This window comes from Pseudomonas sp. R9.37, from assembly GCF_963878885.1.
GTDB lineage: Bacteria > Pseudomonadota > Gammaproteobacteria > Pseudomonadales > Pseudomonadaceae > Aquipseudomonas.
In genome coordinates this window covers 201,040-224,485 of sequence record NZ_CAWNZA010000046.1, presented here as the reverse complement: position 1 = coordinate 224,485, position 23,446 = coordinate 201,040, and the positions used below count along the sequence as shown (strand labels likewise).

The window sequence follows — 23,446 nt, the reverse complement described above, 5'->3', positions numbered from 1 at the left end:
CTGCGGATGAATCACCATGCAAGGTTTGTTTAAAAGCTGTGCACTGCTTGTTGCGGTCGGTCTGTGTGCCGGCACCGCGCATGCGGCGGAAAAAGTCATCTTCGACACCGACTTCAACGTGCTCAACGATGACGGCCAGGCCTTTATCATGCTCGCCCAGCTGCAGGCGCAAAAACGCATCGAGCTGCTGGGCATGACCCTGGTCAGCGGCAACGCCTGGGTCGACCAGGAACAGGTCGATGCCCTCAAGGCCGTGGAACGCATGGGCGTGGAAAAAGAGGTCGGCGTCTACTCTGGCGCCGCCTACCCGCTGCTGCATGACTACGCCACTTACGAGGCAGAGAAAGCGCTGTTTGGCGCGGGTTGGCCGGGCGCGTTCAAAAACCCGCGCCCTGCCTCGCCCTCGCAGTTGCTCGCGCCACCGGATGGCCTGGCGACGCACACCCAACTGCGCAGCGAGACCGCCGCGCAGTTCATTGTGCAAAGCGTGCGCGCCAATCCCCATCAAGTGACGATCCTCGCCGTCGGCCCCTTGACCAATATCGCCCTGGCGATTCGCTCGGCGCCGGACATCGTGCCGCTGATCAAGCGCATCGTGTACATGGGCGGTGCGTTCCAGATCCCGGGCAACACCACACCGGCGGCGGAATTCAACTGGTGGTTCGACCCGGAGGCGGCGAAGATCGTCCTGCGCTCACCCATTGAGCACGTGATTTTCCCGAATGACGTGTGCGAGAAAGTCACCTTCGACAAGTCGGTGTACCAGCGCGTGGTTGCGCAAAAAGGCGCGATTGCCGACCTGTACAAGCACGAGTTCGGCCCGCTGTTCGACAAAGACCCCAGCTACCACAGCTTCACCTGGGACAGCTTGCCGGCGCTGTTCCTGGTCAGCCCGGACATCGTCACCGAGTCCCGCGATTTGTGGGTGGATGTGGACGCAACGTTCGGCGCCGACTACGGCCGTGCGCTGGGCTACCGGAAAGGTGCACCGGTTGGCACGCAGAAAGCCAAGGTGGTATTTGGCGTCGATCAGCAAAAGTTCTGGGACGGCTACGTCGGCCTGGTGACGCTGCCGACGCCGGTCAAGCACTGATAAAAGGCATCGCTCCCACCTTGCGTGGGAGCGATCTTCACTCAGCCTGCCAGGGCAAAGCCGCGCTGCAGATCCTCGATCAGCGCCGCCACGTCTTCCAAGCCGATATGCAAGCGCACCACCGGGTTCAAGGCCCGGTCGGTCGCGCTTTCACGGTCGCGCGTGTCTGCCACGGTGACCAGGCTTTCATAGCCGCCCCACGACGCGCCCAGGCCGAACAACTGCAGGCCATCGATAAAGCGCTCAAGGTAAGCCGCGTGCGCATTCGCCAGTTCGAACGACAGCAGACCATTGCTGCCGCTGAAATCCCGACGCCACAACGCATGCCCTGGATGCTCAGCCAACGCCGGATGGAACACGCGCCTGACCTGCGGTTGCGCCTGCAACCACTGGGCAATTTCGACGCCCTGGCGCTCGTGCACATCCAGGCGCGAAGCCAGGGTGCGCGCGCCACGCAGGATCAAGTAGGCATCGTCGGCGCTGACCGCATTGCCAAAGGTGTCGCTCATTTTGCCCAACGCCGGCCAGGCAGCAGCGGTCGTGCAGACGCTGCCCATCATCACGTCGCTGTGGCCGCCCAGGTATTTGGTCAGAGCCATGATCGAGATGTCCGCGCCCAGTGCCAGCGGTCGGTACAGGTAGCCCGAGCCCCACGTATTGTCGACGGCCAAGAGGATATTGCGCGGCTTACACAGCGCCGCAATCGCAGGCAAATCGCACAATTCATACAGCAAAGAACCGGGCACCTCGGCGTACACCAGCTTGGTGTTGGCTTGCAGCTGCGCTTCCAATCCCTTGCCATCGGGTGAGAAATAGCTGACGTCGATGCCAAACGGCTGGAGAAACTCGCGGGCCAGTTTGCGCACAGGCGAATACACGGCGTCGGTGATCAAGACATGATCGCCGGGGCGCAGGTAGGCCAAAAACACCTGAGCCGCTGCCGCCAGGCCAGTGCCGTAGAGCCGCGTGCGATAGCCGCCTTCCAGCTCGGTGACCAGATCCTCCAGGGCATGGGCCGTGGGATTGCCGCGCGCACCGTAGCTCAGCACACGTTCGCTGTCGCGCCGGGCACGGGCGTCGCGCATTTGCGCCAGGTTATCGAACAGCACCGTGCTCAACCGCGTGATCGGTACATTCACGGCACGGCCGCCGCGGCCTTTTTCAGTGCGCGCGGCGTGGATCAAGCGCGTGCGCACCCGCGAGGCGGGCGTCAGCGGTTTGAGGCTGGCGATCTCGGCATCGCTCATCTGCGCCAACAGGCCGATTTCCCAGGCCAGGTACTGGCGCGCGGCATCCTTGTTGCCGCTGTGACGGTCATGGGTGAAAAACAGGAAATCGATGCACTGTGCGTCGGGCAAAGTTTGCGGGCCCTCATTGACCGGTAAACCGGCCGCTGCCCAGGCCGCGAAGCCGCCGTCCAGCAGCCTTGCCGACAAGCCTTCGGCAGCAAAGGCCGCCACCGCCGGATCATCCGCCACCAGCACCAAGGGCCGGTGATCGGTTTTGAGCAACGAGCGAATCGACCACTGCGAGCCGGCAATATGCCCTTTGCGATACACCATGCTCGGGCGCAGGTCGATCAGGTTGACGTCGTTCAATGCCAGCGCCAGTGCCTGAACACTGATCAACGGCAGTGGCTCATACGCCACCGGCTGCAGCACCGGCAAGGCCAGGCCGCTGTGGATGCCGCCGCTCAACACATAGGTCTCATGCCCCAGCTGGCGCAGCCAGCTGGCCACAATCGGCGCACGCACGCCGTCGCTGTCCACCAGTACAATGCGCGCCTGACGCACGCCGATGTACAGGTCGGTGGATTGGATCAACTGCCCGCCCGGCGTGTGCTGGGAACCCGGCAAGCTGCCGACGGCAAACTCTTGGGCGGTGCGCACGTCGCACAGGAACAGGCTGCGTTGCGCATCGTCCGCCCAGCCTCGAACCTGATCCGCCGAGACATCCACCACGCCGGCCCGCTCGGCCAACTGCCGCGCGGCCAGGCGCTGACGGGTCAAGTCGCCGCTGACCTGCTCGGCATAACGCCGGGTGCTGCCGTGCTCCAGCTGGAAGTCTTCCAGGTACCAGCCCTGGGTGCCGTTTTCCAGGGCATAGATCGGGTTTTTCAAGCCGAGGTTGATCAGCGTCTGCGCGCCGATAATGCTGCGCGTGCGTCCGGCGCAGTTGACCACAATCGGCGTACTCTCATCCGGCACCAGATCATGCACGCGATACCCCAGCTCGCCATTCGGGCAGCAGATGGAACCGGGAATGGTCATCTTGCGGTACTCCTCGAACGGCCGCCCATCAAGCACCACCAACGGCTCGCCACGCGCCTGCCATTCGGCCAATTGCTGGGCGGTGACGTGGGGCGTGTGGCTGGCCTCTTCGACCAATTCGCCAAAGGCTTTGGACGGCACGTGCACCCCGGCAAACAGCTGCAAGCCCGCTGCTTGCCACCCCTGGGCGCCGCCTTCCAGCACCTGCACGCGGCTGTAGCCAAGCGCGTGCAAACGCGCCGCCGCGCGCGCCGCCACCTCGTCGCCGTCCTGATCGTAGATGACCAGGCGCACCTGAGGATTGGGCGCCAGGCGACGGACCTCCAGCTCCAGGCGGCTATAGGGCAAATTCACCCCGTGGAACAGGTGGGCTTCGCCGTATTGCCCGTGCTCGCGCACGTCGAACACGGCGATTTCCTGCCCGTCGAACAGCCATTGCTGCAGTTGACTAGGGGTGATGGTCTGGCTCATGGAAGTCCCAACAAAGTAAGAAAAGAGTTACTGCAACGCCAGCGAACGCTCGGCCGGTGCTACTTCGCGCCCCTTGGCATAGGCACGCTGCACCGCCGGCCGGGCCTTGATACGCAGGCGCCAGGCCTGGATGTGCGGGTAGTCCGCCAGGTCCTGGCCCTGGCGCAATGGTTGAATCCACGGGAAGATCGCCATGTCGGCCACCGAGTATTCACCGGCCACGAATGGCACCTCGGCCAGGCGCTGTTCCAGCACGCGGTACAGGCGCGTGGCTTCGGCATTCAGCAGGTCCAGGGCGAACGGAATCGGCGCCGGCGCCTTTTCCTTGAACACCTGCAACTGGCTCAGGTAGGGGGTGATATGCCCGACTTGCCAGAACAGCCACTCCTGCACCTTTTGCCGCTCGGCAGTACCGGCCGCCGGCAGGAATTGCCCGGCGCCGTCGGCCAGGTAATTGAGGATCGCACCGGATTCGAACAGGCTCAGCGGCGCTTCGGGGCGATGATCGACAATCGCCGGGATCCGTCCGTTGGCGCTGATGCGCTGGAAGCTCGCCGTCTTTTGTTCGCCTTCGCGGATGTTCACCGGCAGCAGGCGGTAGTCGAGGCCCAGTTCTTCGAGCAGGATGCCGACTTTCAGGCCGTTGCCGGTTGGCCAGTAATACAGGTCAATCATGAACACCTCTGGATGAACACCGAACAGTTGATCGGTGGCGTGCTTAGGAATAAGCCTTGATCGACGGCGCCATCTGCGAGGCGTTGTAATTGAGAATGCGCCCGTCCGCTTCCACGCCGTAACGGCCGTTCAGCGATTCCAGCGGCAAGCCGTAGAGGTGGAAGTGCAACGTCGCCTGCTCGCCTTCAACCTTGATGCCATGCAGGTCTTCACCCAAGAACGAGATCGACGTACCGGGCTGCACGATCACTTCTTTTTCCAGTGTCAACGTGGTGAAACCCGGCTCGCGGCCCTCGTCATTGCGCGCGTAGACGTAGTTGATTTCCTGGCCCTCGATGGCGCTGATGATCGCCCAGGTCTCATGGTTGTGAGGGATCGTGCTTTTGCCCGGCAACAGCGAGTTGAGGTACAGCGTCGGGGTGTCACCGTCGTCATTCAGGCGATAGCGAAACGCGGTGCTGCCCTGCCCTGGCACCGGCGCGGGGAATTCGTCAAAGTTGAACAGGTCGCGGCGCTCGGCCAGGGTTTCCAGCAGGCTGACGATTTCCACCAGGGCCGCACGGTCTACGCCGCGCTGATTGATGACGCGGATGTGCTGCAAGAACGCTTCGATAACGCCAGCACGGTTTTCGCTACTCATGACGGTTTTCCTCTTATCAGACGGACAGGCTGTAACGGCTCAAATTGGTCAACAGGTACGGGTCGTGGGCGATGGGGCCACGGCGCCCCGAATCGCCCAGGGCATGGCGCAGGAACGTCTGGGTGCGTTCGCTGGCCGGGTTCTGGAAGATCTGTGCAGCGCTGCCGTGCTCGACAATCACGCCGTTTTCGGTGAAGTACACGTGGTCGCTGATTTCTTCGGCGAAGCGCATTTCGTGGGTGACCAGCACACAGGTCATGCCCTCTTCGGTCAGCTCGCGGATCACCGTCAATACTTCGCCGACGGTTTCCGGGTCGAGTGCCGAGGTCACTTCATCGAACAGGATCAACTCCGGGCGCATCGCCAGGGCGCGGGCAATCGCCACGCGCTGCTGTTGACCGCCGGACAACTGGCCGGGATAGGCGTCGGCCTTGTGCTCCATGCGCACCTTGGCCAGCAACGCTCGCGCATCTTTTTCGGCGTCGGCGCGGCTGCGGCCCAGCACTTTGCGCGGGGCAATCACTAGGTTCTGCAGCACCGATAAATGCGGGAACAGGTTGTATTGCTGGAACACAAAACCAACGCGCTTGCGCAACTCGATGCGCTGGGCTTCATGGGCCAAGGTATCGACGCGGGTTTCACCCACGCGAATGGTCCCACGCTGCGGCTGCAACAACCCGGTGATGCAACGCAGGATCGTCGACTTGCCCGAGCCCGACGGGCCGATGATCGACACGGCCTGGCGGCGATGCACCTCCAGGTCGATGCCCTTGAGCACCGCATTACTGCCGAACGACAGGTGCATATCCCGCAGGCTCACCAGGGGTTCAATAGAAGGCATAACGGCGCTCCAGGTGTTGGGTCAGGCGGGAAATCGGGTAGCAATAGGCAAAAAACAGCACCAGCAGGCTCAGGTAGATCACCACGGTAAAGCCGGTCAGGTTCACGGTGTTGCTGGCGATCTGCGCGGTGTCGATCACGTCATGCACGCCCACCAGTGAGGCCAGCGCAGTGCCCATGGTCACCACGGCGTAGAGGTTCATCCAGGGCGGCAACATGCGCTTGAAACACTGCGGCAGGATGATCGAGCGAAACAGCTGGCCACGGGTAAACGCCAGCGACCGCGCCGCTTCCCATTGCGTGCTGGGGATCGAACTGATGGCCCCTCGAAAGATCTCCGCCACGTTGGCACTTGCCGGCAAAGCCAGGCCGATGGTGACCTTGACCCAGTCGGGGAACGACACATAACTGCTGCCGATATGAATCTCGAACGGAAACACGTAGGTGGTGAAGTAGATCAGCACCAGCCAGGGCGCATTGCGAAACACCTGCACCCACAGCCGCGCGACAAACCCCAGCGGCGATAACGCCAGCGCGCCGATCAACAGGCCAAGCACCGAGCCGATGGCAATCGCCAGCAGGCTGATCAGGATGTTCTGACCAAAACCTGCCACCAGCGCCGGCGACCACTGCCACAACGCCGAAAGCACCGGAAATGATTCAATGGCCATAGCCGGGCATCCTCAGGCGCGCTTCCAGCCAGCGCCCCACACAATTGACGGTAAAACTCAGCAGGCCGAAGAAGCTCAGGATCAGGATCATCAGTTCCAGCACGTTGTCGCTCTGGGTCCAGATCATGATTGCGGCGTAGGTGATGTCGCCCACGGCAATGGCCGACGCCACGGCGGTCATCTTCACCAGGTCGATCAGGTTGTTGATCAGCGACGGCAGGGCAAAGCGCAGTGCCAGCGGCAACTGCACATTCCACAACAGTTGGCGTCTGTTGAAGGCCAGCGAACTGGCGGCTTCCAGGGTGACTGCGGGCACTGCTTCGATGCCGGCGCGCAAGGCCTCGGCATGGAACGCGCCCTTGTGCAGGGAGATCACAATCACCACCCACGCGAACGGCGTCAGCGGGTTGGCCGCGCCTACCGCCTGGGTCAGCAACATGTTCAACACCAGAAACGCACAGTACAACTGCACCAGCGTTGGCGTGTTACGCGTGACTTCGACGAACACCCGCGCCGGCCTGGCCAGCCAAGGGTTGCCCGAGGTGAGCATGGCCGCCAGGCTGATGCCCGCCAGCAGGCTGCCGATGATCGTGAACAGGCACAGCCAGCCGGTGGTCAACGCGCCCTGGACCAGCGTGCCGCGCTGGTAGGCGTCCAGCAGGAAGTTGTAGTTCAGGCCAAAGCCGGCAGCCCAATGGACGAACGCCTCCATCATCGCAACTGCCTGCAGGCCGCCGCGATGCGCCGCCCCGCCTCTGCCACATGCTCGGTGGCGGTGGCGATGGACAAGCGAAACCACGGCGACAAGCCGTAGGCACTGCCCGCCACACCGGCCACGCCCTCTTCGAGCAGCCAGGCGACCACATCGCCGTCGTTTTCGATGCGCTGGCCGTCCGGCCGATGACGGCCCAGCAGTCCGGCGCAGCGCACGAACACGAAAAAGCCGCCCTGGGGTTCGAGCACGTCCAGGCCTGCAACGGTTTTCAGCGCTGCAACCAGCGTATCCCGACGCAATTGATAGGCCGCGACCTGCTCGGCGAGGAAATCCAGCCCGCCGTTATAGGCCGCCAATGCCGCCGCCTGCCCCACCGATGAAGCGCCGGAAGTGGATTGCGATTGCACCACCGCCATCGCGTCAGTCAGGGTTGTTGGCCCCGCGCCAAAGCCGATCCGCCAGCCAGTCATGGCGTAGGTCTTGGACACACCGCCCACCAGCAGGCAGCGGTCCTGCAAGTCCGGTGCGAGGTTCAACAAGCTCTGGGCCGGGCGACCATCGAAGCGGATGTGCTCGTACAGCTCATCCAGCAAGATCAGCACGTGGGGGTGGCGACGCAGCACCGCGGCCAACGCGTGTAATTCAGTTTCGCTGTACACCGCACCGCTGGGGTTGCCCGGGCCATTGAGAATCAGCCAGCGCGTGCGTTCAGTGATGTGCTGTTGCAACTGCGCCGGCAGCAACTTGCAGCCCTGCTCCAGCCCGCACTCGACGAACACCGGCACGCCGCCGTTGAAACGCACGCTGTCCGGGAATGACGGCCAATACGGCGTCGGCACCAGCACTTCATCGCCGTCATCCAGGGTGGCGGCGAAGGCATTGAAGATGATTTGCTTGGCGCCGTTGGCAATCACGATGGACGCCAGCGGGTAGTCCAGGTGGTTTTCCTCGGCGAGCTTGCGCTGCACCGCAACGCGCAAGGCCTTCACGCCCGGCGTTGGCGTGTACTTGGTCGCGCCGGCGGCGATCGCGGCATAAGCGGCCTGCTTGATGTGCTCAGGCGTATCAAAATCCGGCTCGCCGGTGGTGAGATCCAGAATATCGCGGCCTGCATCACGCAGTTCAGTGGCGCGGGATTTGGCGGCCGCGTTGGCCGACAGCGACACGCGCTGCACGCGTTTGGACAAGCGTACGGTCATGGCTGCACCTCAAGGACTTTGCCGGGGTTGAGCAGGTTATGCGGGTCCAGCGCCTGTTTGATGCGGCGCATCAGGTCCAGCTCTACCGGGCTTTTGTAGCGCCCCAGCATGCCGACCTTGCGCTGGCCGATGCCGTGCTCGGCGCTGATCGAGCCGCCATGGGCGTGGGCGCTGTCATGCACCAGCGCGCTCAATTGGGCGTAATGCGCCATGTGTGCGTCTACCGTCGAACCCAGCGGATGCGCCACGTTGTAATGCAGGTTGCCATCGCCCAGGTGGCCGAAGGTGAAGTTGCGCACGCCCGGAAAATGCTGCTGCAGCAACGCATCGGTGTGCGCGACGAATGCCACCACTTGGGAAATCGGCACCGAGATATCGTGCTTCATGTTGCGCCCGGCACGCTTTTGCGCCTCGCTCATGTTCTCGCGCAGCAGCCACAGCGCCTCGCTTTGCGCCAGGCTTTCGGCGATCAGGGCATCACTGATCAGTTGCTGTTCGAAGGCATCGCCCAGCACATGCTCGAAGGCTTCCCGCGCGTGCGCTTCGCCGTGATTATCAGAAAGCTCAATCAAGGCAAACCAGGGTTGGCGTGCTGTTTTGAACGGCTGCGGGCCGTCCGGAAACTGCTCGCGCAACACTGCCAGGCAATCGGCGGACAGCAGTTCGAAGGCCGTCAGGTTGGCGCCAAACCCGGCACGCGCATGGGACAGGAACGCCACCGCCTGCGCCAGCTGGTCAAACGCCAACAGCGCCGTGGCCTGGGCCTTGGGCAGCGGGAACAGCTTCAAGGTCGCGGCGGTGATAATACCCAGCGTGCCTTCGCTGCCGATGTACAAGTCGCGCAGGTCGTAGCCGGTGTTGTCCTTGCGCAAACCGCGCAGGCCATGCCAGATCTCACCTTCGGCGGTCACCACTTCCAGGCCCAGGGTCAGCTCGCGGGTGTTGCCGTAACGCAGCACTGCGGTGCCACCGGCGTTGGTGCCCAGGTTGCCGCCGATGGTGCAACTGCCCTCGGCGCCCAGGCTCAACGGGAACAGGCGATCGGCCTCGCGGGCCACCGCCTGGATGTTTTGCAGGATGCAGCCGGCTTCCACGGTGAGCGTGTCGTTGTCGGTGTCGACATGGCGCACGCGGTTCATGCGGTCGAGCAACAGCAGCACCGAACGCCCGCTGGCGTCCGGCGTGGCGCCGGCCATCAGGCCGGTGTTGCCGCCTTGCACCACCACAGGCACCTGCAACGCCACGCAGGCGCGCACCACCGCGGCCACCTCGTCGGTGTTGGCCGGGTGCACCGCCGCGACCACCTGACCGGTGTAGCGGCCCTGCTTGTCGGTCAGGTACTGGGCCGCTTCAGCACTGGTTTGTACATGGCCGGCGCCGAGCAGTTGTTGCAAGGTGGCGAATAGCGTTTCACTCATGGCTGTACTGCTCGTGCAGGTCACGCAGAGCCTGGGACGGCGCCATGCCGGTGCGTTCGCCGAGGGCGATCAGGAAGCCGGTTTTATGCCAGTCGCGCACGATGGCGTCGAGCTTGGCCTGGGTGTCGTGTTCGCCCTTGCGAATCCAGATCACCGACTTGGACGGAATCAGGTCGCCCGGCAGCGGAATTTCATAGCCGTCCCACTCGGCATCGCTGAGCAGCGCATGCATGGTCGGGCTGACGTGCACCGCCGCCACGCAACCATTGCCGCGCAACGACAGCAGCGATTCGGACTGGCTGCGGAACGCCTTGATCTGCGCGCCGTAGGTCTCCTGCAGCGGCTTGATGAAGTTACTGCCCTGGGACACGCACACCGGCTTGTCCTTCAGGTCAGCCCATTGCTTGATGCCCGCACCTTTGCGAATCAACGCCGCGCCGCCGACTTCTTCGTACGGGGTGGGCACGTAGTCGAGGATCTCGGCGCGCTCTTCGGTGAACTGCATGTTAGCGATCAGGATGTCGACCTTGCCCTGTTGCAGGAACTGCACACGGTTGGGCGCCAGCACCGAGACGGTCTTGGTCTCGACACCCAGCGCCTGGCCGATGCCTTTGGCCAGTTCGACGTTGTAACCCAGGTGCTCGCCGGTCTTGGGGTCGAGGGTGCCGAACGGCGGGCCGCTGAGGATCACGCCGACGCTGATGGCATGGCGTTGCTGGATTTTGTCGAGGGTGGCATCGGCGTGGACGAGGCCGGCGCACAGGGTCAGGCCGAGTGCTGTGAGGGTTTTAAACCGCATGCTCAGGCGCCCTTGAACTGTTGTTGAAGTTCTACCAGCGCCGGCGATGCCGGGCTGATGCGGTTGCGGGTCTGGGCCTCGATCAGCCAGCCGCTGCGGTGCAGCTGCTTGACGATCGGGTCGAGTTTGGCCTGGGTGTCGCCTTCGCCGCGGCGGGTCCAGATCACCGATGGCGCCGGGTTAAGCTCAGGGCTGATGGCGCGGTAATCCTTCCATTCGGCGCTGTCGTTGATCAGCGGGTTGATCAGCGTGGAGTCATGCACCGCCGCCACACAGTTGTTACCGCGCAGGGCCAGCAGCGATTCCGACGAGCTCTTGAACGCCTTGATCTGCGCGCCGAACTCGGTCAGCGGCTTGACGTAGCTGCTGCCTTGGGAGGTGCACACCGGCTGGCCCTTGAGGTCTTCCCAGCGGGTGATCGCGCTGTCTTTAAGCACCGCCGCGGTGCCGCCGATGCGGTAGAACGGCGTCGGCACAAAGCCCAGGATTTCACCGCGCTCGGCGGTCCACTCCATGTTGGCGATCAGCAGGTCGACCTTGCCTTGCTGCAGGAATTGCACGCGGTTGGCGGGCAGCACCGGCACCAGTTGCACCTGGGCGTTGAGCTGACGGCCCAATTCGTTGGCCAGGTCGACGTTCAGGCCCTTGGGCTGCTGCGTGGCGGGATCAATGCTGCCAAACGGCCCGCCGGACAACAGCACGCCAACCACCAGCACATGGCGCTGCTCGATTTTGTCCAGCGTGGCATCGGCCTGGGCCGCCACACTGGCGCCCAGGGCGATCATCGATCCCAGGGCCACCGGCAACCACTTCTTGAACATCATTGGACTTCCCCCTGGCTAATGATCGGCGTACCCCGACCTGATGGAGGGGCATGCTAGGGAGACTGGGGTAGCAACGGAAATTCAAATATCTCATATCGTTATAACTTGCCGTGCAAGGTCGACCTTCGATTCAGGCATAACCCTTGATTTGTTGGCCCTTGGAAAAATCCGCTTCAACAACACATTAAAATCTGTAATGTTTAAGTTCATACCCTTGATGTAAAACTGCCTTTGGAAATGGCCTATGTCGACACTCGACCTGGAGTTGCTGCGTACCTTTATCGCCGTGGTTGACCACCACAGCTTCGCCGGAGCCGGCACGTATCTGGCGCGTACCCAGTCGTCCGTGACTCAGCATATGCAGCGCCTGGAACAGCAGGTGGGCGTGAGCCTGTTTGAAAAGCGCGGGCGGCAGAAGCAGCTGACCGAGCCGGGTATGCAGCTGCTGCGGCATGCGCGGCAGATGCTCTCGCTCAATGACGATGCGTTGAATTCGCTGCGTGAAAGCAGCTTGAGTGGCGTGTTGCGCATTGGTTCGCCGCATGACATCGCTGACACGATCCTGCCGCCGATCCTCAGCCACATCGCCCGCTCGGCACCGCGCCTGCGTTTGGAGATTGATGTGGGGCGTAGTCCGTTTTTGATGGATGACTTGCATCGGGGCAAGGTGGACATGGTGATTTCCACGCGTTCAGATCCGAATCTGGAGGGGTTTGCGTTGCGGACTTCGCCGGTGTGGTGGATTTGTTCGGCGCAGTACATTCACCAGCCGAGTGAACCGTTGCCGTTGATTCTGGTGGATGAGCCGAGTATTTATCGGCGGTATGCGCTGGAGGCGCTGGAGCGGGCGAACATTGCGTGGCGGCAGGCGTATCTGGCGTCGAATTTGATTGGGATCAAGGCGGCGACCCGCGCGGGGTTGGGGGTGACGCCGCGCAGCATGGAGATGTTGGGGCCGGACATGCGGGTGCTGGGGGAGACGGATGGGTTGCCGCGCCTGCCTGAGGTTACGTACTACTTGTGGATTCGGCCGAATACGGCGAATCCGATTGCGCGTAAGGCTTATGATTTGATACGGGGGAGTCAGGGGTTGTAGTGGTTGGGGTGGGTATATCCGTTATTTGAGTAACGGCCGCTATGGGTTCCGCTCTTACAGCGGGTCACTTTGGAAAAGCCCCAAAGTAACCAAAGGGCTCTTGCCCCACCACTCGACACCTCGCCTAGGCTCGGTGTGCCCTCACTCCGGTACTACGGAGCGGGCCGCCGCGACGGGGCGTCCCTGCCCCGTCGCGGCTAAACCGGCGTCCTGCCGGTTTACCCGCTCCGTACTACCTGCGTTCGGCCAGCGTGGTTTAACGGGGCGCCTAAGATCAAGATCAAAATCTACAGCACGGCGGCCTAGTAGCCGACCTGAGTGGTTAGATCAAAAGCGCAAGCGAGGCGGCCTGACAGCCGACCTGATCTTGGAAGCTGAACTCAATCAAATGTGGGAGCTGGCTTGCCTGCGATGGCATCGACTGGGTTTGCCTGATGTACCGAGGTGCCTGCATCGCAGGCAAGCCAGCTCCCACAGAAAAGCAAAGGCAGTGCGGTGCTGGCGGTCTGTACTCGCTCCCACATTTTGGATCTCTGTGCATCAGAAAGAGATGTGTCGCTGTGCCATTGCTGTGCTCTTGATCCGCTTTTGCTTCAACCACTCAGGTCGGCTACTAGGCCGCCGTGCTTTTGCTTTTGATCTTGCTTTTGATCTGACAGGCCCCGTCAACCACGCTGGCCGAACGCAGGCTTGAATCCGTGGGTAACCCGGCAGGACGCCGGGTTAGCCGTGTTGGGCCATGGATGGCCCGTCACGGCGGCCCACGGATTCAAGCCGGAGTGAGGGCACACCGAGCCTAAGCGAGGGGCCGAGTGGTGGGGCAAAGACCTTTTGGTTACTTTTGGCTGGGCCGGCATTCCGGGCGTTTGCCAAAAGTGACCCGCTGTAAGAGCGGAACCCTAAGTGGCCGTGACCGCAGCAACGGATATGCCCCCCGCAATAACCCGATGTAAAACCAAAGCCAACTCCACCGCCTGCCCAGCCGTAGCCACATTCGTAAACCCCATCAACAGCCCTCGCTCCCGCCCCGGCTCAATCATCCACCCCGACAACGCCTGAACCCCCAACCCCGCGTTGTCAGCCGCCACCGCCACCACATCATCGGGCACTTCCACCAACAACCGTGCCAGCAGATTAACCCCACCCGCCTGCTCATCCACGCGCAAAAACCCCGAGCAATGCACCCTCAGCGCCTCCACCAACCACCCCCTGCGCTGCGCATACAGCTGCCGCATCTGCTTCAGGTGCCGAGTAAAATGCCCCTGCTCCAGAAACCCCGCCACCGTCAGCTGCAACAACTGCGCACTGCGCTGCTGCAACGCCTCGGCACTGCGCTCAAACGCCTCCACCAATGAAGCAGGCACCACCAGATACCCCAACCGCAATCCCGGAAACAGCATCTTGCTGAAACTCCCGGCATGGATCACCCGCTCCCCCACATCCTGACTCTTGAGCGCCGCCAACGGCTGCCCGCGATAGCGAAACTCACTGTCGTAATCATCCTCGACCACCCAGCTCCCCTGCTCGCGCGCCCATTCCAGCAAAGCCAGGCGCCGCGCCGGGCTCAACGCCACGCCCAGCGGACTCTGGTGCGCCGGCGTCACGATCGCCAACCGCGCCTGCCGATCGCGCTGCATCCCACGCTCTACCTCCAAGCCGTCGGCGTCCACCGGCACCGGCACCACTTCCACACCTTGATGGATCAACAACTGACGCGCATGCAAATACCCCGGATCTTCAAACCAGCAACGCTGCCCCGCCATCTGCAGTGCATCGCACAACAGCATCAAACACCCCGCATACCCGGCGCACACGAACACCTGCCGTGGCGCACACTCCACGCCTCGGTACAGCGCAAGGTAGTTGGCAATCGCCACGCGCAACGCTTCGACGCCCCGCACATCGCCCATCGCCAGGCTGTCTGCATCGGTGCGGCGCACTTGCCGGGTGACCAGCCGCGCCCACAGCTTGCGCGGGAACGCATCCAGCGCCGGCAGCCCCATTTGCAGCGGCCGAGGCCCGCTGGTGGCTGACAGCACGACAGGTGGCGGCTTCACTGACACCTGCGGCAAAGCCCCGGCAATCACGGTGCCCGCCTGCCCACGCGCCTCGAAAAAACCCTCGCTGACCAGCAACTGGTAAGCCGCCTCCACCGTGCCCCGCGCCACCTTGAGTTCAAGCGCCAGGCTGCGCACCGACGGCACACGATCACCCGGGCCCAGTTGGCCCTGGTCGATGGCCAGGCGAAAACGCCGGTAGATCTCCTGGTATTTGGGCAGTGACGACATCGCAGGCGGGCTCGGCAGAAAGACAGGGCCAAGTCTGATCATGTCCCAACCCGCTTGTCCAATCATGCCCCTGTTGAGCGCCCGTCCTGCCGTCGAAAATGGCGCATCCCTTAACGACCACAAGGATCGCCGATGAAACACCGTCTTGATTACGCCCAAGCCGCGCCCGCCGGCTACAAAGCCCTGGGCTCGGTGCACAGCTATATCCACGGCTGCGGCCTGGAAAAAGAATTGATCGACCTGGTGTACTTGCGCGTCTCGCAACTCAACGGCTGCGCCTATTGCCTGGATGCCCATTCCCGCGACCTGCTCAAGCAAGGCGTGAGCCTGGAAAAAATCATGCTACTGGCCGCCTGGCGCGAGGCATTGCCACTGTTCACCGCGCGCGAAAGCGCGGCACTGGCCTGGGCCGAGGTGGTCACCGAAGTGGCGCACACCCAGGTGCCGGATGGCGATTACACCGAGGCCGCAGCGATGTTCAGCGCCAAGGAAATCGCCGACCTGACCCTGGCCATCTCCCTGATGAACGCCTTGAACCGCGTCGCCATCAGCTTTCGCAAAGTACCGGCCGCGATCAAGGCCCACCTGGAGAACCTCAACCATGAATGAACTCGTTGAATTCGTGCCGATGCGCACCCATGCCGACTACCTCGAAAGTTTCGCCGTGATGCAGCAACTGCGCCCGCACCTGACCGACGCGGTGGCATTCGCCGAGCAAATCCAGCGGCAACGGGAGAATGGCTACCACCTGCTCGCCGCGCGCGAGCACGGTAAGGTGATCGGCCTGGCCGGTTACCGGCTGACGGAAAACACCCTGTACGGCCGCTTTATCTACGTCGATGACCTGGTAGTGGACGCCGCACTGCAACGCCGGCGCCTGGGCGAGCAATTGCTTGATCGGGTCCGTGAAGAAACCCGTGCCCGTGGCTACCGTTTCCTGGTGCTGGATACCGGCATGCACATGGCCCTGGCTCAGCGCTTTTACTTCCGCCAGGGCCTGCTGCCGTTGGGGATGCACTTTTCCCAGGACCTGAGCCAATGACCCGCGCCCTGCTGCTCAGTTTCAGCCCCCATGGCAAGGCCGCGCAAACCTTCAAGCTGGCGCGCGCCCTGCTCAGCGACCTGGTGCCGAATGCCCACATCACCGAGCGTGACTACGGCGGCCAGGCGTTGCCACCATTGACCCGCGAATACGCCAACGCCCTCACCACGGCCGGCGGCTTGAGCGGCAGCGCCACGGCACTGTCGGAACAGTTGATTGTGGAGCTGGAAGCCTGCGACCTGCTGATCCTCTGCACCCCGGTGCACAATTTCACGGTACCGGCGGCGCTTAAAGGCTGGATCGATCACGTGGTGCGCATTCAACGCAGCTTTACGGTCAACGCCAGCTTCGAAAAGGTCGGCTTGCTCAAGGATCGGCGCACCTTTGTGCTGGTCAGTTCGGGCAATGCACGCAAAGGGCATGAGCCGGACTTTCTGACGCCGTACCTGACCGCCATCCTGTCCACGGTGGGCATTCGCAGCGTGGATTTCGTTTACCTGGGCGCCATGGTGCGCGGTGAAGAAGCGGTCAACCAAGCCGTGGAGCAGGCACAACGGCAACTGTGCGAGGCAATCAGCTCTGGCCTATAAAAATAATGGCGCTAGAATCAGCGCCATTCTTGCGCCTGCCTCCCTGACACGAGCCTCCCATGAGCTTTGATTTCGACACGATCCACCCCCGCCTCGGCACCGGCAGCACCAAGTGGAACCGTTACCCGCAAGACGTCTTGCCGATGTGGATCGCCGACATGGATATCGCCGCGCCACCTGCCGTACTGCAAGCCCTGCACCAGCGTCTCGACCAGCACATCCTGGGCTACAGCGTGGCCGGGCCGGATGTGCGCGAAGCCATCGTTGCCGACCTGTGGGCCAAATATGCCTGGCGCGTACTGCCAGACGAACTGCTGTTTTTGCCCGGCGTCGAACCGGGCTTCAACATGGCGCTGCACGCGTTCGTGCAGCCGGGCCAGCCGGTGGTGCTGCAAACCCCGAACTATCGCCCGATTCGCCTGGCGCCGGCGAACTGGAACCTGCCGCGTATCGAAGTGCCATTCGCGTTGCACAACGGCGAATACCTCACGCCACTGCCTGCCCTGCGCCAGGCACTGACCGGTGCCGGCGCGCTGCTGTTGAGCAACCCGCACAACCCCATCGGCAAAGTCTTCCCGCGCGAAGAACTGCTGGCCGTGGCCAACGCCTGCCTGGAAAGCGGCGCGCTGATCATCAGTGACGAAATCCACGCCGAGCTGTGCTTCGATGGCCGTCGCCATACGCCTACCGCCAGCCTCAGCCCCGAGATCGCCCAGCGCACCATCACCCTGATGTCGGCGAGCAAGGCCTACAACGTCGCCGGTTTGAAGACCTGCTTTGCCGTGGTGCAAAACGCCGAGATGCGCGAGCGCTTCAATAACGCGCGTTGCGGCATGGTCGACAGCGTCAGTCCGCTAGGCCTGGAAGCCACCCGCGCAGCCTACAGCCAGTGCGGTGAATGGCTGCAGGCGCTGGTGAACTACCTGCAAGCCAACCGTGACTACCTACTCAGCGCCGTGCAAACCCGTTTGCCCGGCGTGGTGACGCATGCCCCGCAAGGCACCTTCCTCGCGTGGCTGGATTGCAGCGCCCTGGGCCTGGACGATCCGCAGCAGTTCTTCCTGGAACAGGCCAAGGTCGGCCTGAGCGCCGGCATTGAGTTCGGCGATGACAGCCAGCAGTTTGTGCGCCTGAACTTCGGCTGCCCGCGCGCGATGCTCGAAGAGGGCTTGCAGCGTATGGAGCGCAGCCTGAAAAACCGGTGAGCGACTGGCCCCATTACCGGGGCCAGCCCCACTCGAACCTCGGGCTTGCCCGCCTCAACGCTCAGTCTGTTGACTTGCACAACCCGGCCGGATGAGCCCGTTGGCGCGGGCCGCTGGCGTTAATTCACAACGTTTCGCAACGAATGCCGACCCCCTGCTGTTACTGTTTTTGCCATCCGTCCCACCGGCAACAGCAGGAGTTTCATGGTATGGCGACCCAGCCCCTTGATCGCTCGTCCGATTCCAAAACCCTTCCCCGCACGCCGTCCAAGTCGAGCACCGCGTTTCATGTGCTGCTCAAAAACAGCGCCAACAAAAAAGTCGAATCCCAGGACAAGACGCCATCGGGGCTCGATGCCAGCCAGCAACAGGGCTATACACTGGCGGCCAAGGACGCCACGCCACCGCCCGCCCTCGCCGACTACAAAGCCATCGGTCCACCGGATGAAGTCGGGCCTGGGTTGATTCGTTATGAAACCCAGGACGGCAAGAAAGTCATCGTCAGCGAACAGGACAGCCCGGAGCTGTTCAAGCAAGTGAGTGCCGATTTCAAATCGCTCACGGGCGTGGTGGCCAGCCAGAACGCGGGTTACCAGAGCCTTGGCGCGGATGCAAAAGCGCCGGAAAAGCTCGCCGACTACAAATCCCTCGGACCGCCCGACGAGACCGGTCCGGGCGTGATCCGCTATGAAACCCAGGACGGCACCAAGGTCGTGGTCAGCCAGCGTGACAACCCCGAAGCCTTCCAGAAAGCCAAGGATGACTATGCGAGCTTCACCGGCCTCGCCAGCAGCGAAGACGCCGGCTACAAACGCGCCAGCGACAACGAAGTGTGGCCGCCCTACGCCGGCACCACGGTCGGCCCCGAGGATGAAGTCGGCCCGGGCTTGATCCGCTTTGAGAGCAACGGCCAGAAGATGGTCGTGGCCCGTGACGACAACCCCAAGCTGTTCGACTACCTGGCGGGCCTGCACGAGGTCTACACCGACCCTGGCAAGAAGGCCGTGGTGGAAGGCGAGCTGAATAACGGGGCGGCCCTGGCCGACGCCAACACGCCGGTGCCGGGCCTCAATGACTACAAGACGTTCAGCTGGAACAACGACCAGAAAGACAGCATCCTCACCTACGAACTGCATGATGGCACCAAGGTGGTGGTGTCTTCCGACGTCAGCCCCGAGCTGTTCAAGAGCGTCGCCACCGCCCACGACACCTGGGACAAGATCCACACCAGCGAAGCCGAAGGCTATAAGTTGGCCGGGCCGAATGACTTCCTGAAAAACACCGACATCACGTTCGGTTCGCCCGACGAACTGGGCGATGGCCTGATCCGCTATGAAACCAGCGAAGGCAAGGTCATCGTCTCCAAGGAACTCAGCCCGCAGCTCTACGATGACGTCAAGGCCAAGTGGGACGCCTTCAGTGCCGGCGCGGTCGATGACACGCGCACCCAGCACAACCTGCCCAAGGCCGGTGACCTCGACGTGCTGAACATGGACACCGGCGTCCATGCCGATGACAAAGACGACAAGTCGCCAACCTTGAGCGTCAGTGAGCTGGCCACCACCCAGTTGATCGACACCTACCGCGCCGGCGTCAAGGATGGCTCGATTCCCAAGGACGACCCGCGCGCCAAGCTGGTGCGCGCGCTGGAAGCCCAGGCCGCCTACCAGAATGGCCACGGCATTACCGGCTACGAAGAAGCCAAGCGCCCGTTCAACACCACCTGGCGCGAGTTCGATGACAAGCAGACCGAGCTGACCTCGGCCGATATGCACGACATCATCGACGGCAAGGCAGTGCAGGAGCAGATCGGCGAGCTGTTCAAAGACCCGACCGTGCAGGCCGACTACAAGTCGAAAATGGACGACGCGATCAACAAGCTGCCGAACAAGGACGAAATCAAGCAAAAGCTCCTGGACCTGACGTCCAACCCGGATTACGTGCTGTACCTCAAGGACCTGCAAGACCAGGGCAAGACCTCGGAGGCGCAGAAGGACCTGAGCGATACCCTCACCTCGCTGTCGTTGTTCGACCCGGAAGCGGCCAGCAAGGCGGCGCAGAACATTCAGGCCGACGGCTTGACCACCGACCTCAACGCGATCCTTTCGGACCCGAGCAAGATCTCCGACGAGAACAAGGAGCTGGCCACCAAGGACCTGTTCGGCCTGCTCAAAGGCGTCTTGAAAGGCAGCCTGCTCGACCTGCCACGGCGCACCCAGGAAACCCTGGAGAAATTCCTCAACGAAGGCCTGCAGGGCAAGGAAAAATCCGCTGGCGTTACCAAGGCCCTGGAGGAGTTGGGCGAGGTCTACAAGAACAATGGTTCGATCAGCGAGGCCGACCTGAAAACCGCGCTGAGCAAACCCTATATCCCGGTCGCCGACCGCGGCATGCTCGGCGAGGTGTTTCATACCCTCAACAGCAAGGGCATCCTGGGTTCTCTCGGTGCTGGCGTGACCCTGTTTTCGGCGATTTACCAATTGGTCGGCAAAGGCGGCAAGCTCGGCGAAACGCCCGCGCAGCGCATGTCCATCGCCAAGGACTTCTTGAGCTTTGCCGGCGGTTCCAGCCACTTCGTGCGCCTGGGCGACAAGATTGGCGAGACCCTGGGTAAAGGCGGCTTGGTGGACTTCCTTGGCCTGGACAAAACGCTGCCGGAAATCTGGGGCAAGACCGGCCTGCAGGAGCCGAACTTCGAGTTCCGCGTCAACGACCTGCCCCCCGATGTAAAAGCCAAGATCACCAGTGCACTCGATGCCGTGCCCGACAGCCAGTACGACGGCATTTCGAAGATGTTTGGCGAAGGCGACAAAGCCGTCACCGAGGCCACCGAAGGCCTGGCGACTCACCTGGATGACGGCCTCGCCGCTGCAGGCGCGGCCAAGCTCGGCGCGTCCAAGTCAGCGAAAATTGCCGGCTCGGTCATCAAGGTGCTCGGCCCGGCCACGGACATCGTCGGCGGGTTCGCCGATATTGTATTGGGCGCGCTGGCGATCAAAAGTGGCGTGGACAGCAAAGACCCGCTGGCCCAGGCGGCTGGCGGCCTGCAGGTGGCCGGTGGTGCGTTCGGTGCGTCGGCCGGGGTACTCGGCGCGGCGGCGCTGTTTGGCGCAGGCACGGCGGCGGCATTGACCGGGCCATTGTTCCTGGTGGGCGTGGTGCTGGCGGTGGTGGGCGGGATCATCGGCTACTTCGTCGACCACAACAAAAAGCAGAAAGCCACCGAGAAAGAAAACGACTGGTACCGCGACCTGGCCGGCGACGGTCTATTGCAGGACAACTGGGCCGACAAGGTCGAGTACGCCCACTACGAAATCCACCATTACCACGGCCGCGACACGCCGACCGATGACAGCATCTTTCGCTTCCAGCAATCGGAATGGGAGCACTTCGACGAGACGCCGCAAAAAGGCGGGTCGTCGAGCAATCGGCTGGATGGGGACTTGCACAAGCATTATGAAGACCCGAACACCCCACCCAAAAGCCTGCCCAGCGATGCCCCACCGGACAAACCGCAACCGCATCAACCGGGCGGCGGCGGCCCACGCATCAACTGAGGTTCACTGGGCTGGCGTCTATCAATGTGGAATGGGCTTGCTTGAGAGGGCGGTGTATCAGCGACAGAAAAGCTGAATGCCCCACCGCATTCGCGAGCAAGCCCGCTCCCACATTTGGATCCGGGTGCATCAGGGTAGTGGGAGTACTGGTCCAAATGTGGGAGCTGGCTTGCCTGCGAAGGGATCGACTGGGTATGCCTGACGCACCGAGGTGCCCGCATCGCAGGCAAGCCAGCTCCCACAGAGAAGCAGACCTGCTTTTGATCTGATGCTGATCTTGATTTGACAGGTCCAGCCAACCACGATGGCTGTCGCAAAGGATAGGCGCCCGGCCTCCCGAGTGACCTACCCGAGCAACTAAGTCCCACAGTTGGATCTAAGTGCATCAGGTAGCGAGTGTACCGGGTCCAAATGTGGGAGCTGGCTTGCCTGCGAAGGGATCGACTGGGTATGCCTGACGCACCGAGGTGCCCGCATCGCAGGCAAGCCAGCCCCTACAGAAAAGCAGATCTGCACTTAATCTGCTTTTGCTTCAACCACTGGCTTACAGCTTGGCAATGGAAACTTCGGTCGACTTCACAAAGGCAATCACTTCGCTGCCCACTTTCAATTCCAGGTCACGCACCGAGCGCGTGGTGATCACTGACGTCACGATGCCGGACGCGGTTTGCACGTCGATCTCGGACACCACTTCCCCCAGCAGAATCTCCTTGATCACGCCCTTGAACTGGTTGCGCACGTTGATCGCTTTAATGGTCATGTCGGCTTTCCTTTTGGCTGTTGGGTCAATCCGCACGAATGCGCAGGCCCTCAAAATGCGCCATCCAATCGGACATTAAAAGGAATATATAACTCTTTGTTTATTCGATATGGATATATATGAACTGTTCGCCTGGCAACAGCTGATCAACAAACTGCCCGCTGCCATCACAGCAACCGCGGCTTAAACCCGAGCAAATCCGCCTTCGGCGTAGATGGCACAGAGACTGCATATTCCGATAAAGCATGATGGAACATGCCAGTTCAATTTTCTGAATATAAGAAAAGCCTTCTCTCATCGCCTTGTCCGGAGCTGTTCCATGAAACCGTTTGCTCAACGTTTACTGGGCGCCTGCGCCCTCGCCTTGTGCCTGCAACCCCAGGCCTTTGCCGCCGAGGCCGACCCGGCGCAAGTCAATCTGGATTACGCCTACTATTCGCCGGTCAGCCTGGTGCTCAAGCATTTCGGTTGGTTGGAGCAGGCGTTGCCGCACACCAAAGTCGGCTGGGTACTGAGCCAGGGCAGCAACCGCTCACTGGAATACCTCAACAGTGGCGGCGTGGACTTCGCCTCCTCCGCCAGTTTGTCGGCCGTATTGAGCCGTGCGAATGGCAGCCCGATCAAATCGGTGTATGTCTACAGCCGCGCCGAATGGACGGCTTTGGTGGTACGCAAAGACTCGCCGTTCACCAGCGTGACGGACCTCAAGGGCAAGAAAATCGCCGCCACCAAAGGCACCGACCCGTACCTGTTCACCCTGCGCAGCCTGCAACAAGCCGGGCTGAAAAAAGATGACGTGGAGCTTGTGCACCTGCAACACCCGGACGGCCGCACCGCCCTGGAGAAAGGTGACGTGGACGCCTGGGCCGGCCTCGACCCACACATGGCTGCCAGTCAAATCCAGGCCGGTTCGCGCCTGCTGTACCGCAACAAAGACTTCAACAGCTACGGTGTGGTCAGCGTCACCGAGACGTACGCCAAGGAGCATCCGCAGACCATCACCAAGGTGCTCGGCACCTATGAAAAGGCCCGCGACTGGGCGGTGAAGCATCCGGATGAGTTCGCCAAATTGCTTGCCGATGAGTCCGGGCTGCCGCTGGAAGTGGCCAAGCTGCAACTCTCGCGTACCGACCTCGGCAGCCCGTTGCTGACCCGCCAGGATGTGGTGTCGTCCAAGGCCGCGGCGCCGATCCTGGTGTCCGAGGAACTGGTCCGTCGCGGGGTCAATGTGGATCAGGTGATCGACCAACTGATCGACACCTCGTTCGGCCAAGCCTTGCCGAAGCCGTAAGG

At 62.3% G+C, this 23,446-nt stretch carries 20 protein-coding genes; 8 read left to right on the top strand and 12 right to left on the bottom strand.

The features are described from left to right. Positions 1–16 precede the first annotated feature (16 nt). Positions 17–1,093 carry a nucleoside hydrolase gene (locus AACU78_RS22890; protein ID WP_106577950.1) on the top strand — a complete coding sequence of 359 codons (1,077 nt, stop codon included), beginning with the start codon at positions 17–19 and terminating at the stop codon, positions 1,091–1,093. Between the two features lie 41 nt (positions 1,094–1,134). Here the strand turns inward: AACU78_RS22890 and metC are convergent, their stop codons facing one another. Genes metC through AACU78_RS22840 form a run of 10 tightly spaced genes read right to left on the bottom strand, consistent with a single transcriptional unit; the run spans position 1,135 to position 11,615 of the window. Next, positions 1,135–3,834 carry a cystathionine beta-lyase gene (gene metC / locus AACU78_RS22885; RefSeq protein ID WP_106577949.1) on the bottom strand — a complete coding sequence of 900 codons (2,700 nt, stop codon included), beginning with the start codon at positions 3,832–3,834 and terminating at the stop codon, positions 1,135–1,137. A gap of 27 nt (positions 3,835–3,861) precedes the next feature. Further along, a complete protein-coding gene (locus AACU78_RS22880; RefSeq protein ID WP_106577948.1) occupies positions 3,862–4,509 on the bottom strand; it encodes a glutathione S-transferase family protein in 648 nt (215 codons plus the stop codon). 43 nt (positions 4,510–4,552) lie between these two features. Further along, positions 4,553–5,149 (bottom strand): cysteine dioxygenase family protein, encoded by a 597-nt coding sequence (locus tag AACU78_RS22875; protein WP_106577947.1) that lies wholly within the window; start codon positions 5,147–5,149, stop codon positions 4,553–4,555. A 16-nt stretch (positions 5,150–5,165) separates the two neighbouring features. Next, positions 5,166–5,990, bottom strand: coding sequence for an amino acid ABC transporter ATP-binding protein (locus AACU78_RS22870; RefSeq protein ID WP_106577946.1), 825 nt, complete (start codon positions 5,988–5,990; stop codon positions 5,166–5,168). Beyond that, entirely contained in the window at positions 5,977–6,660 is a 684-nt protein-coding gene (locus AACU78_RS22865; protein WP_106577945.1) for an amino acid ABC transporter permease, read from the bottom strand. Before AACU78_RS22865 ends, AACU78_RS22870 begins: the two co-directional genes overlap by 14 nt. Further along, on the bottom strand, positions 6,650–7,375 hold the full coding sequence (locus AACU78_RS22860; protein ID WP_106577944.1) for an amino acid ABC transporter permease: 726 nt from the start codon (positions 7,373–7,375) through the stop codon (positions 6,650–6,652). The genes AACU78_RS22865 and AACU78_RS22860 overlap by 11 nt, the downstream gene beginning before the upstream one ends. After that, the gene (locus AACU78_RS22855) at positions 7,372–8,574 is read right to left on the bottom strand and encodes an aminotransferase class I/II-fold pyridoxal phosphate-dependent enzyme (RefSeq protein WP_106577943.1); all 1,203 of its coding nucleotides are present in this window, start codon (positions 8,572–8,574) and stop codon (positions 7,372–7,374) included. Before AACU78_RS22855 ends, AACU78_RS22860 begins: the two co-directional genes overlap by 4 nt. Then, the gene (locus tag AACU78_RS22850; protein ID WP_106577942.1) at positions 8,571–9,992 is read right to left on the bottom strand and encodes an FAD-binding oxidoreductase; all 1,422 of its coding nucleotides are present in this window, start codon (positions 9,990–9,992) and stop codon (positions 8,571–8,573) included. Before AACU78_RS22850 ends, AACU78_RS22855 begins: the two co-directional genes overlap by 4 nt. Further along, entirely contained in the window at positions 9,985–10,791 is an 807-nt protein-coding gene (locus AACU78_RS22845; RefSeq protein WP_106577941.1) for a transporter substrate-binding domain-containing protein, read from the bottom strand. Before AACU78_RS22845 ends, AACU78_RS22850 begins: the two co-directional genes overlap by 8 nt. Before the next feature lie 2 nt (positions 10,792–10,793). Then, complete coding sequence (locus AACU78_RS22840; protein ID WP_106577940.1) at positions 10,794–11,615, bottom strand: transporter substrate-binding domain-containing protein; 822 nt, start codon at positions 11,613–11,615, stop codon at positions 10,794–10,796. Between the two features lie 244 nt (positions 11,616–11,859). Here AACU78_RS22840 and AACU78_RS22835 point away from each other — a divergent pair, with 244 nt between their 5' ends. Continuing rightward, on the top strand, positions 11,860–12,711 hold the full coding sequence (locus AACU78_RS22835) for a LysR substrate-binding domain-containing protein (RefSeq protein WP_106577939.1): 852 nt from the start codon (positions 11,860–11,862) through the stop codon (positions 12,709–12,711). A gap of 899 nt (positions 12,712–13,610) precedes the next feature. Here AACU78_RS22835 and pdxR read toward each other — a convergent pair. Then, positions 13,611–14,999, bottom strand: a complete 1,389-nt coding sequence (gene pdxR / locus AACU78_RS22830; RefSeq protein WP_106578154.1) for a MocR-like pyridoxine biosynthesis transcription factor PdxR — start codon at positions 14,997–14,999, stop codon at positions 13,611–13,613. 132 nt (positions 15,000–15,131) lie between these two features. Here pdxR and AACU78_RS22825 point away from each other — a divergent pair, with 132 nt between their 5' ends. The 5 genes from AACU78_RS22825 to AACU78_RS22805 all read left to right on the top strand — a co-directional run bounded on the left by AACU78_RS22825 (position 15,132) and on the right by AACU78_RS22805 (position 21,393). Further along, a complete protein-coding gene (locus AACU78_RS22825; RefSeq protein ID WP_106577937.1) occupies positions 15,132–15,608 on the top strand; it encodes a carboxymuconolactone decarboxylase family protein in 477 nt (158 codons plus the stop codon). After that, positions 15,601–16,041, top strand: a complete 441-nt coding sequence (locus AACU78_RS22820; protein WP_106577936.1) for a GNAT family N-acetyltransferase — start codon at positions 15,601–15,603, stop codon at positions 16,039–16,041. Before AACU78_RS22825 ends, AACU78_RS22820 begins: the two co-directional genes overlap by 8 nt. Next, positions 16,038–16,631 carry an FMN-dependent NADH-azoreductase gene (locus AACU78_RS22815; RefSeq protein WP_106577935.1) on the top strand — a complete coding sequence of 198 codons (594 nt, stop codon included), beginning with the start codon at positions 16,038–16,040 and terminating at the stop codon, positions 16,629–16,631. The genes AACU78_RS22820 and AACU78_RS22815 overlap by 4 nt, the downstream gene beginning before the upstream one ends. Positions 16,632–16,690: 59 nt before the next feature. Continuing rightward, the gene (locus tag AACU78_RS22810) at positions 16,691–17,836 is read left to right on the top strand and encodes a MalY/PatB family protein (RefSeq protein WP_106577934.1); all 1,146 of its coding nucleotides are present in this window, start codon (positions 16,691–16,693) and stop codon (positions 17,834–17,836) included. Positions 17,837–18,045: 209 nt separating this feature from the next. Then, entirely contained in the window at positions 18,046–21,393 is a 3,348-nt protein-coding gene (locus tag AACU78_RS22805) for a hypothetical protein (protein ID WP_106577933.1), read from the top strand. 544 nt (positions 21,394–21,937) lie between these two features. On the opposite strand, the gene AACU78_RS22800 is transcribed toward AACU78_RS22805, so the two are convergent. Continuing rightward, entirely contained in the window at positions 21,938–22,153 is a 216-nt protein-coding gene (locus AACU78_RS22800; RefSeq protein WP_003173733.1) for a TOBE domain-containing protein, read from the bottom strand. A 319-nt stretch (positions 22,154–22,472) separates the two neighbouring features. Here AACU78_RS22800 and AACU78_RS22795 point away from each other — a divergent pair, with 319 nt between their 5' ends. After that, complete coding sequence (locus AACU78_RS22795; RefSeq protein ID WP_106577931.1) at positions 22,473–23,444, top strand: aliphatic sulfonate ABC transporter substrate-binding protein; 972 nt, start codon at positions 22,473–22,475, stop codon at positions 23,442–23,444. Positions 23,445–23,446: the final 2 nt, after the last annotated feature.

Bases quoted from the DNA above. Each gene is read 5' to 3' on its own strand.
- AACU78_RS22890 (WP_106577950.1), top strand. From the start codon at position 17: ATGCAAGGTTTGTTTAAAAGCTGTGCACTGCTTGTTGCGGTCGGTCTG.
- metC (WP_106577949.1), bottom strand. From the start codon at position 3,834: ATGAGCCAGACCATCACCCCTAGTCAACTGCAGCAATGGCTGTTCGAC.
- AACU78_RS22880 (WP_106577948.1), bottom strand. From the start codon at position 4,509: ATGATTGACCTGTATTACTGGCCAACCGGCAACGGCCTGAAAGTCGGC.
- AACU78_RS22875 (WP_106577947.1), bottom strand. From the start codon at position 5,149: ATGAGTAGCGAAAACCGTGCTGGCGTTATCGAAGCGTTCTTGCAGCAC.
- AACU78_RS22870 (WP_106577946.1), bottom strand. From the start codon at position 5,990: ATGCCTTCTATTGAACCCCTGGTGAGCCTGCGGGATATGCACCTGTCG.
- AACU78_RS22865 (WP_106577945.1), bottom strand. From the start codon at position 6,660: ATGGCCATTGAATCATTTCCGGTGCTTTCGGCGTTGTGGCAGTGGTCG.
- AACU78_RS22860 (WP_106577944.1), bottom strand. From the start codon at position 7,375: ATGATGGAGGCGTTCGTCCATTGGGCTGCCGGCTTTGGCCTGAACTAC.
- AACU78_RS22855 (WP_106577943.1), bottom strand. From the start codon at position 8,574: ATGACCGTACGCTTGTCCAAACGCGTGCAGCGCGTGTCGCTGTCGGCC.
- AACU78_RS22850 (WP_106577942.1), bottom strand. From the start codon at position 9,992: ATGAGTGAAACGCTATTCGCCACCTTGCAACAACTGCTCGGCGCCGGC.
- AACU78_RS22845 (WP_106577941.1), bottom strand. From the start codon at position 10,791: ATGCGGTTTAAAACCCTCACAGCACTCGGCCTGACCCTGTGCGCCGGC.
- AACU78_RS22840 (WP_106577940.1), bottom strand. From the start codon at position 11,615: ATGATGTTCAAGAAGTGGTTGCCGGTGGCCCTGGGATCGATGATCGCC.
- AACU78_RS22835 (WP_106577939.1), top strand. From the start codon at position 11,860: ATGTCGACACTCGACCTGGAGTTGCTGCGTACCTTTATCGCCGTGGTT.
- pdxR (WP_106578154.1), bottom strand. From the start codon at position 14,999: ATGTCGTCACTGCCCAAATACCAGGAGATCTACCGGCGTTTTCGCCTG.
- AACU78_RS22825 (WP_106577937.1), top strand. From the start codon at position 15,132: ATGAAACACCGTCTTGATTACGCCCAAGCCGCGCCCGCCGGCTACAAA.
- AACU78_RS22820 (WP_106577936.1), top strand. From the start codon at position 15,601: ATGAATGAACTCGTTGAATTCGTGCCGATGCGCACCCATGCCGACTAC.
- AACU78_RS22815 (WP_106577935.1), top strand. From the start codon at position 16,038: ATGACCCGCGCCCTGCTGCTCAGTTTCAGCCCCCATGGCAAGGCCGCG.
- AACU78_RS22810 (WP_106577934.1), top strand. From the start codon at position 16,691: ATGAGCTTTGATTTCGACACGATCCACCCCCGCCTCGGCACCGGCAGC.
- AACU78_RS22805 (WP_106577933.1), top strand. From the start codon at position 18,046: ATGGCGACCCAGCCCCTTGATCGCTCGTCCGATTCCAAAACCCTTCCC.
- AACU78_RS22800 (WP_003173733.1), bottom strand. From the start codon at position 22,153: ATGACCATTAAAGCGATCAACGTGCGCAACCAGTTCAAGGGCGTGATC.
- AACU78_RS22795 (WP_106577931.1), top strand. From the start codon at position 22,473: ATGAAACCGTTTGCTCAACGTTTACTGGGCGCCTGCGCCCTCGCCTTG.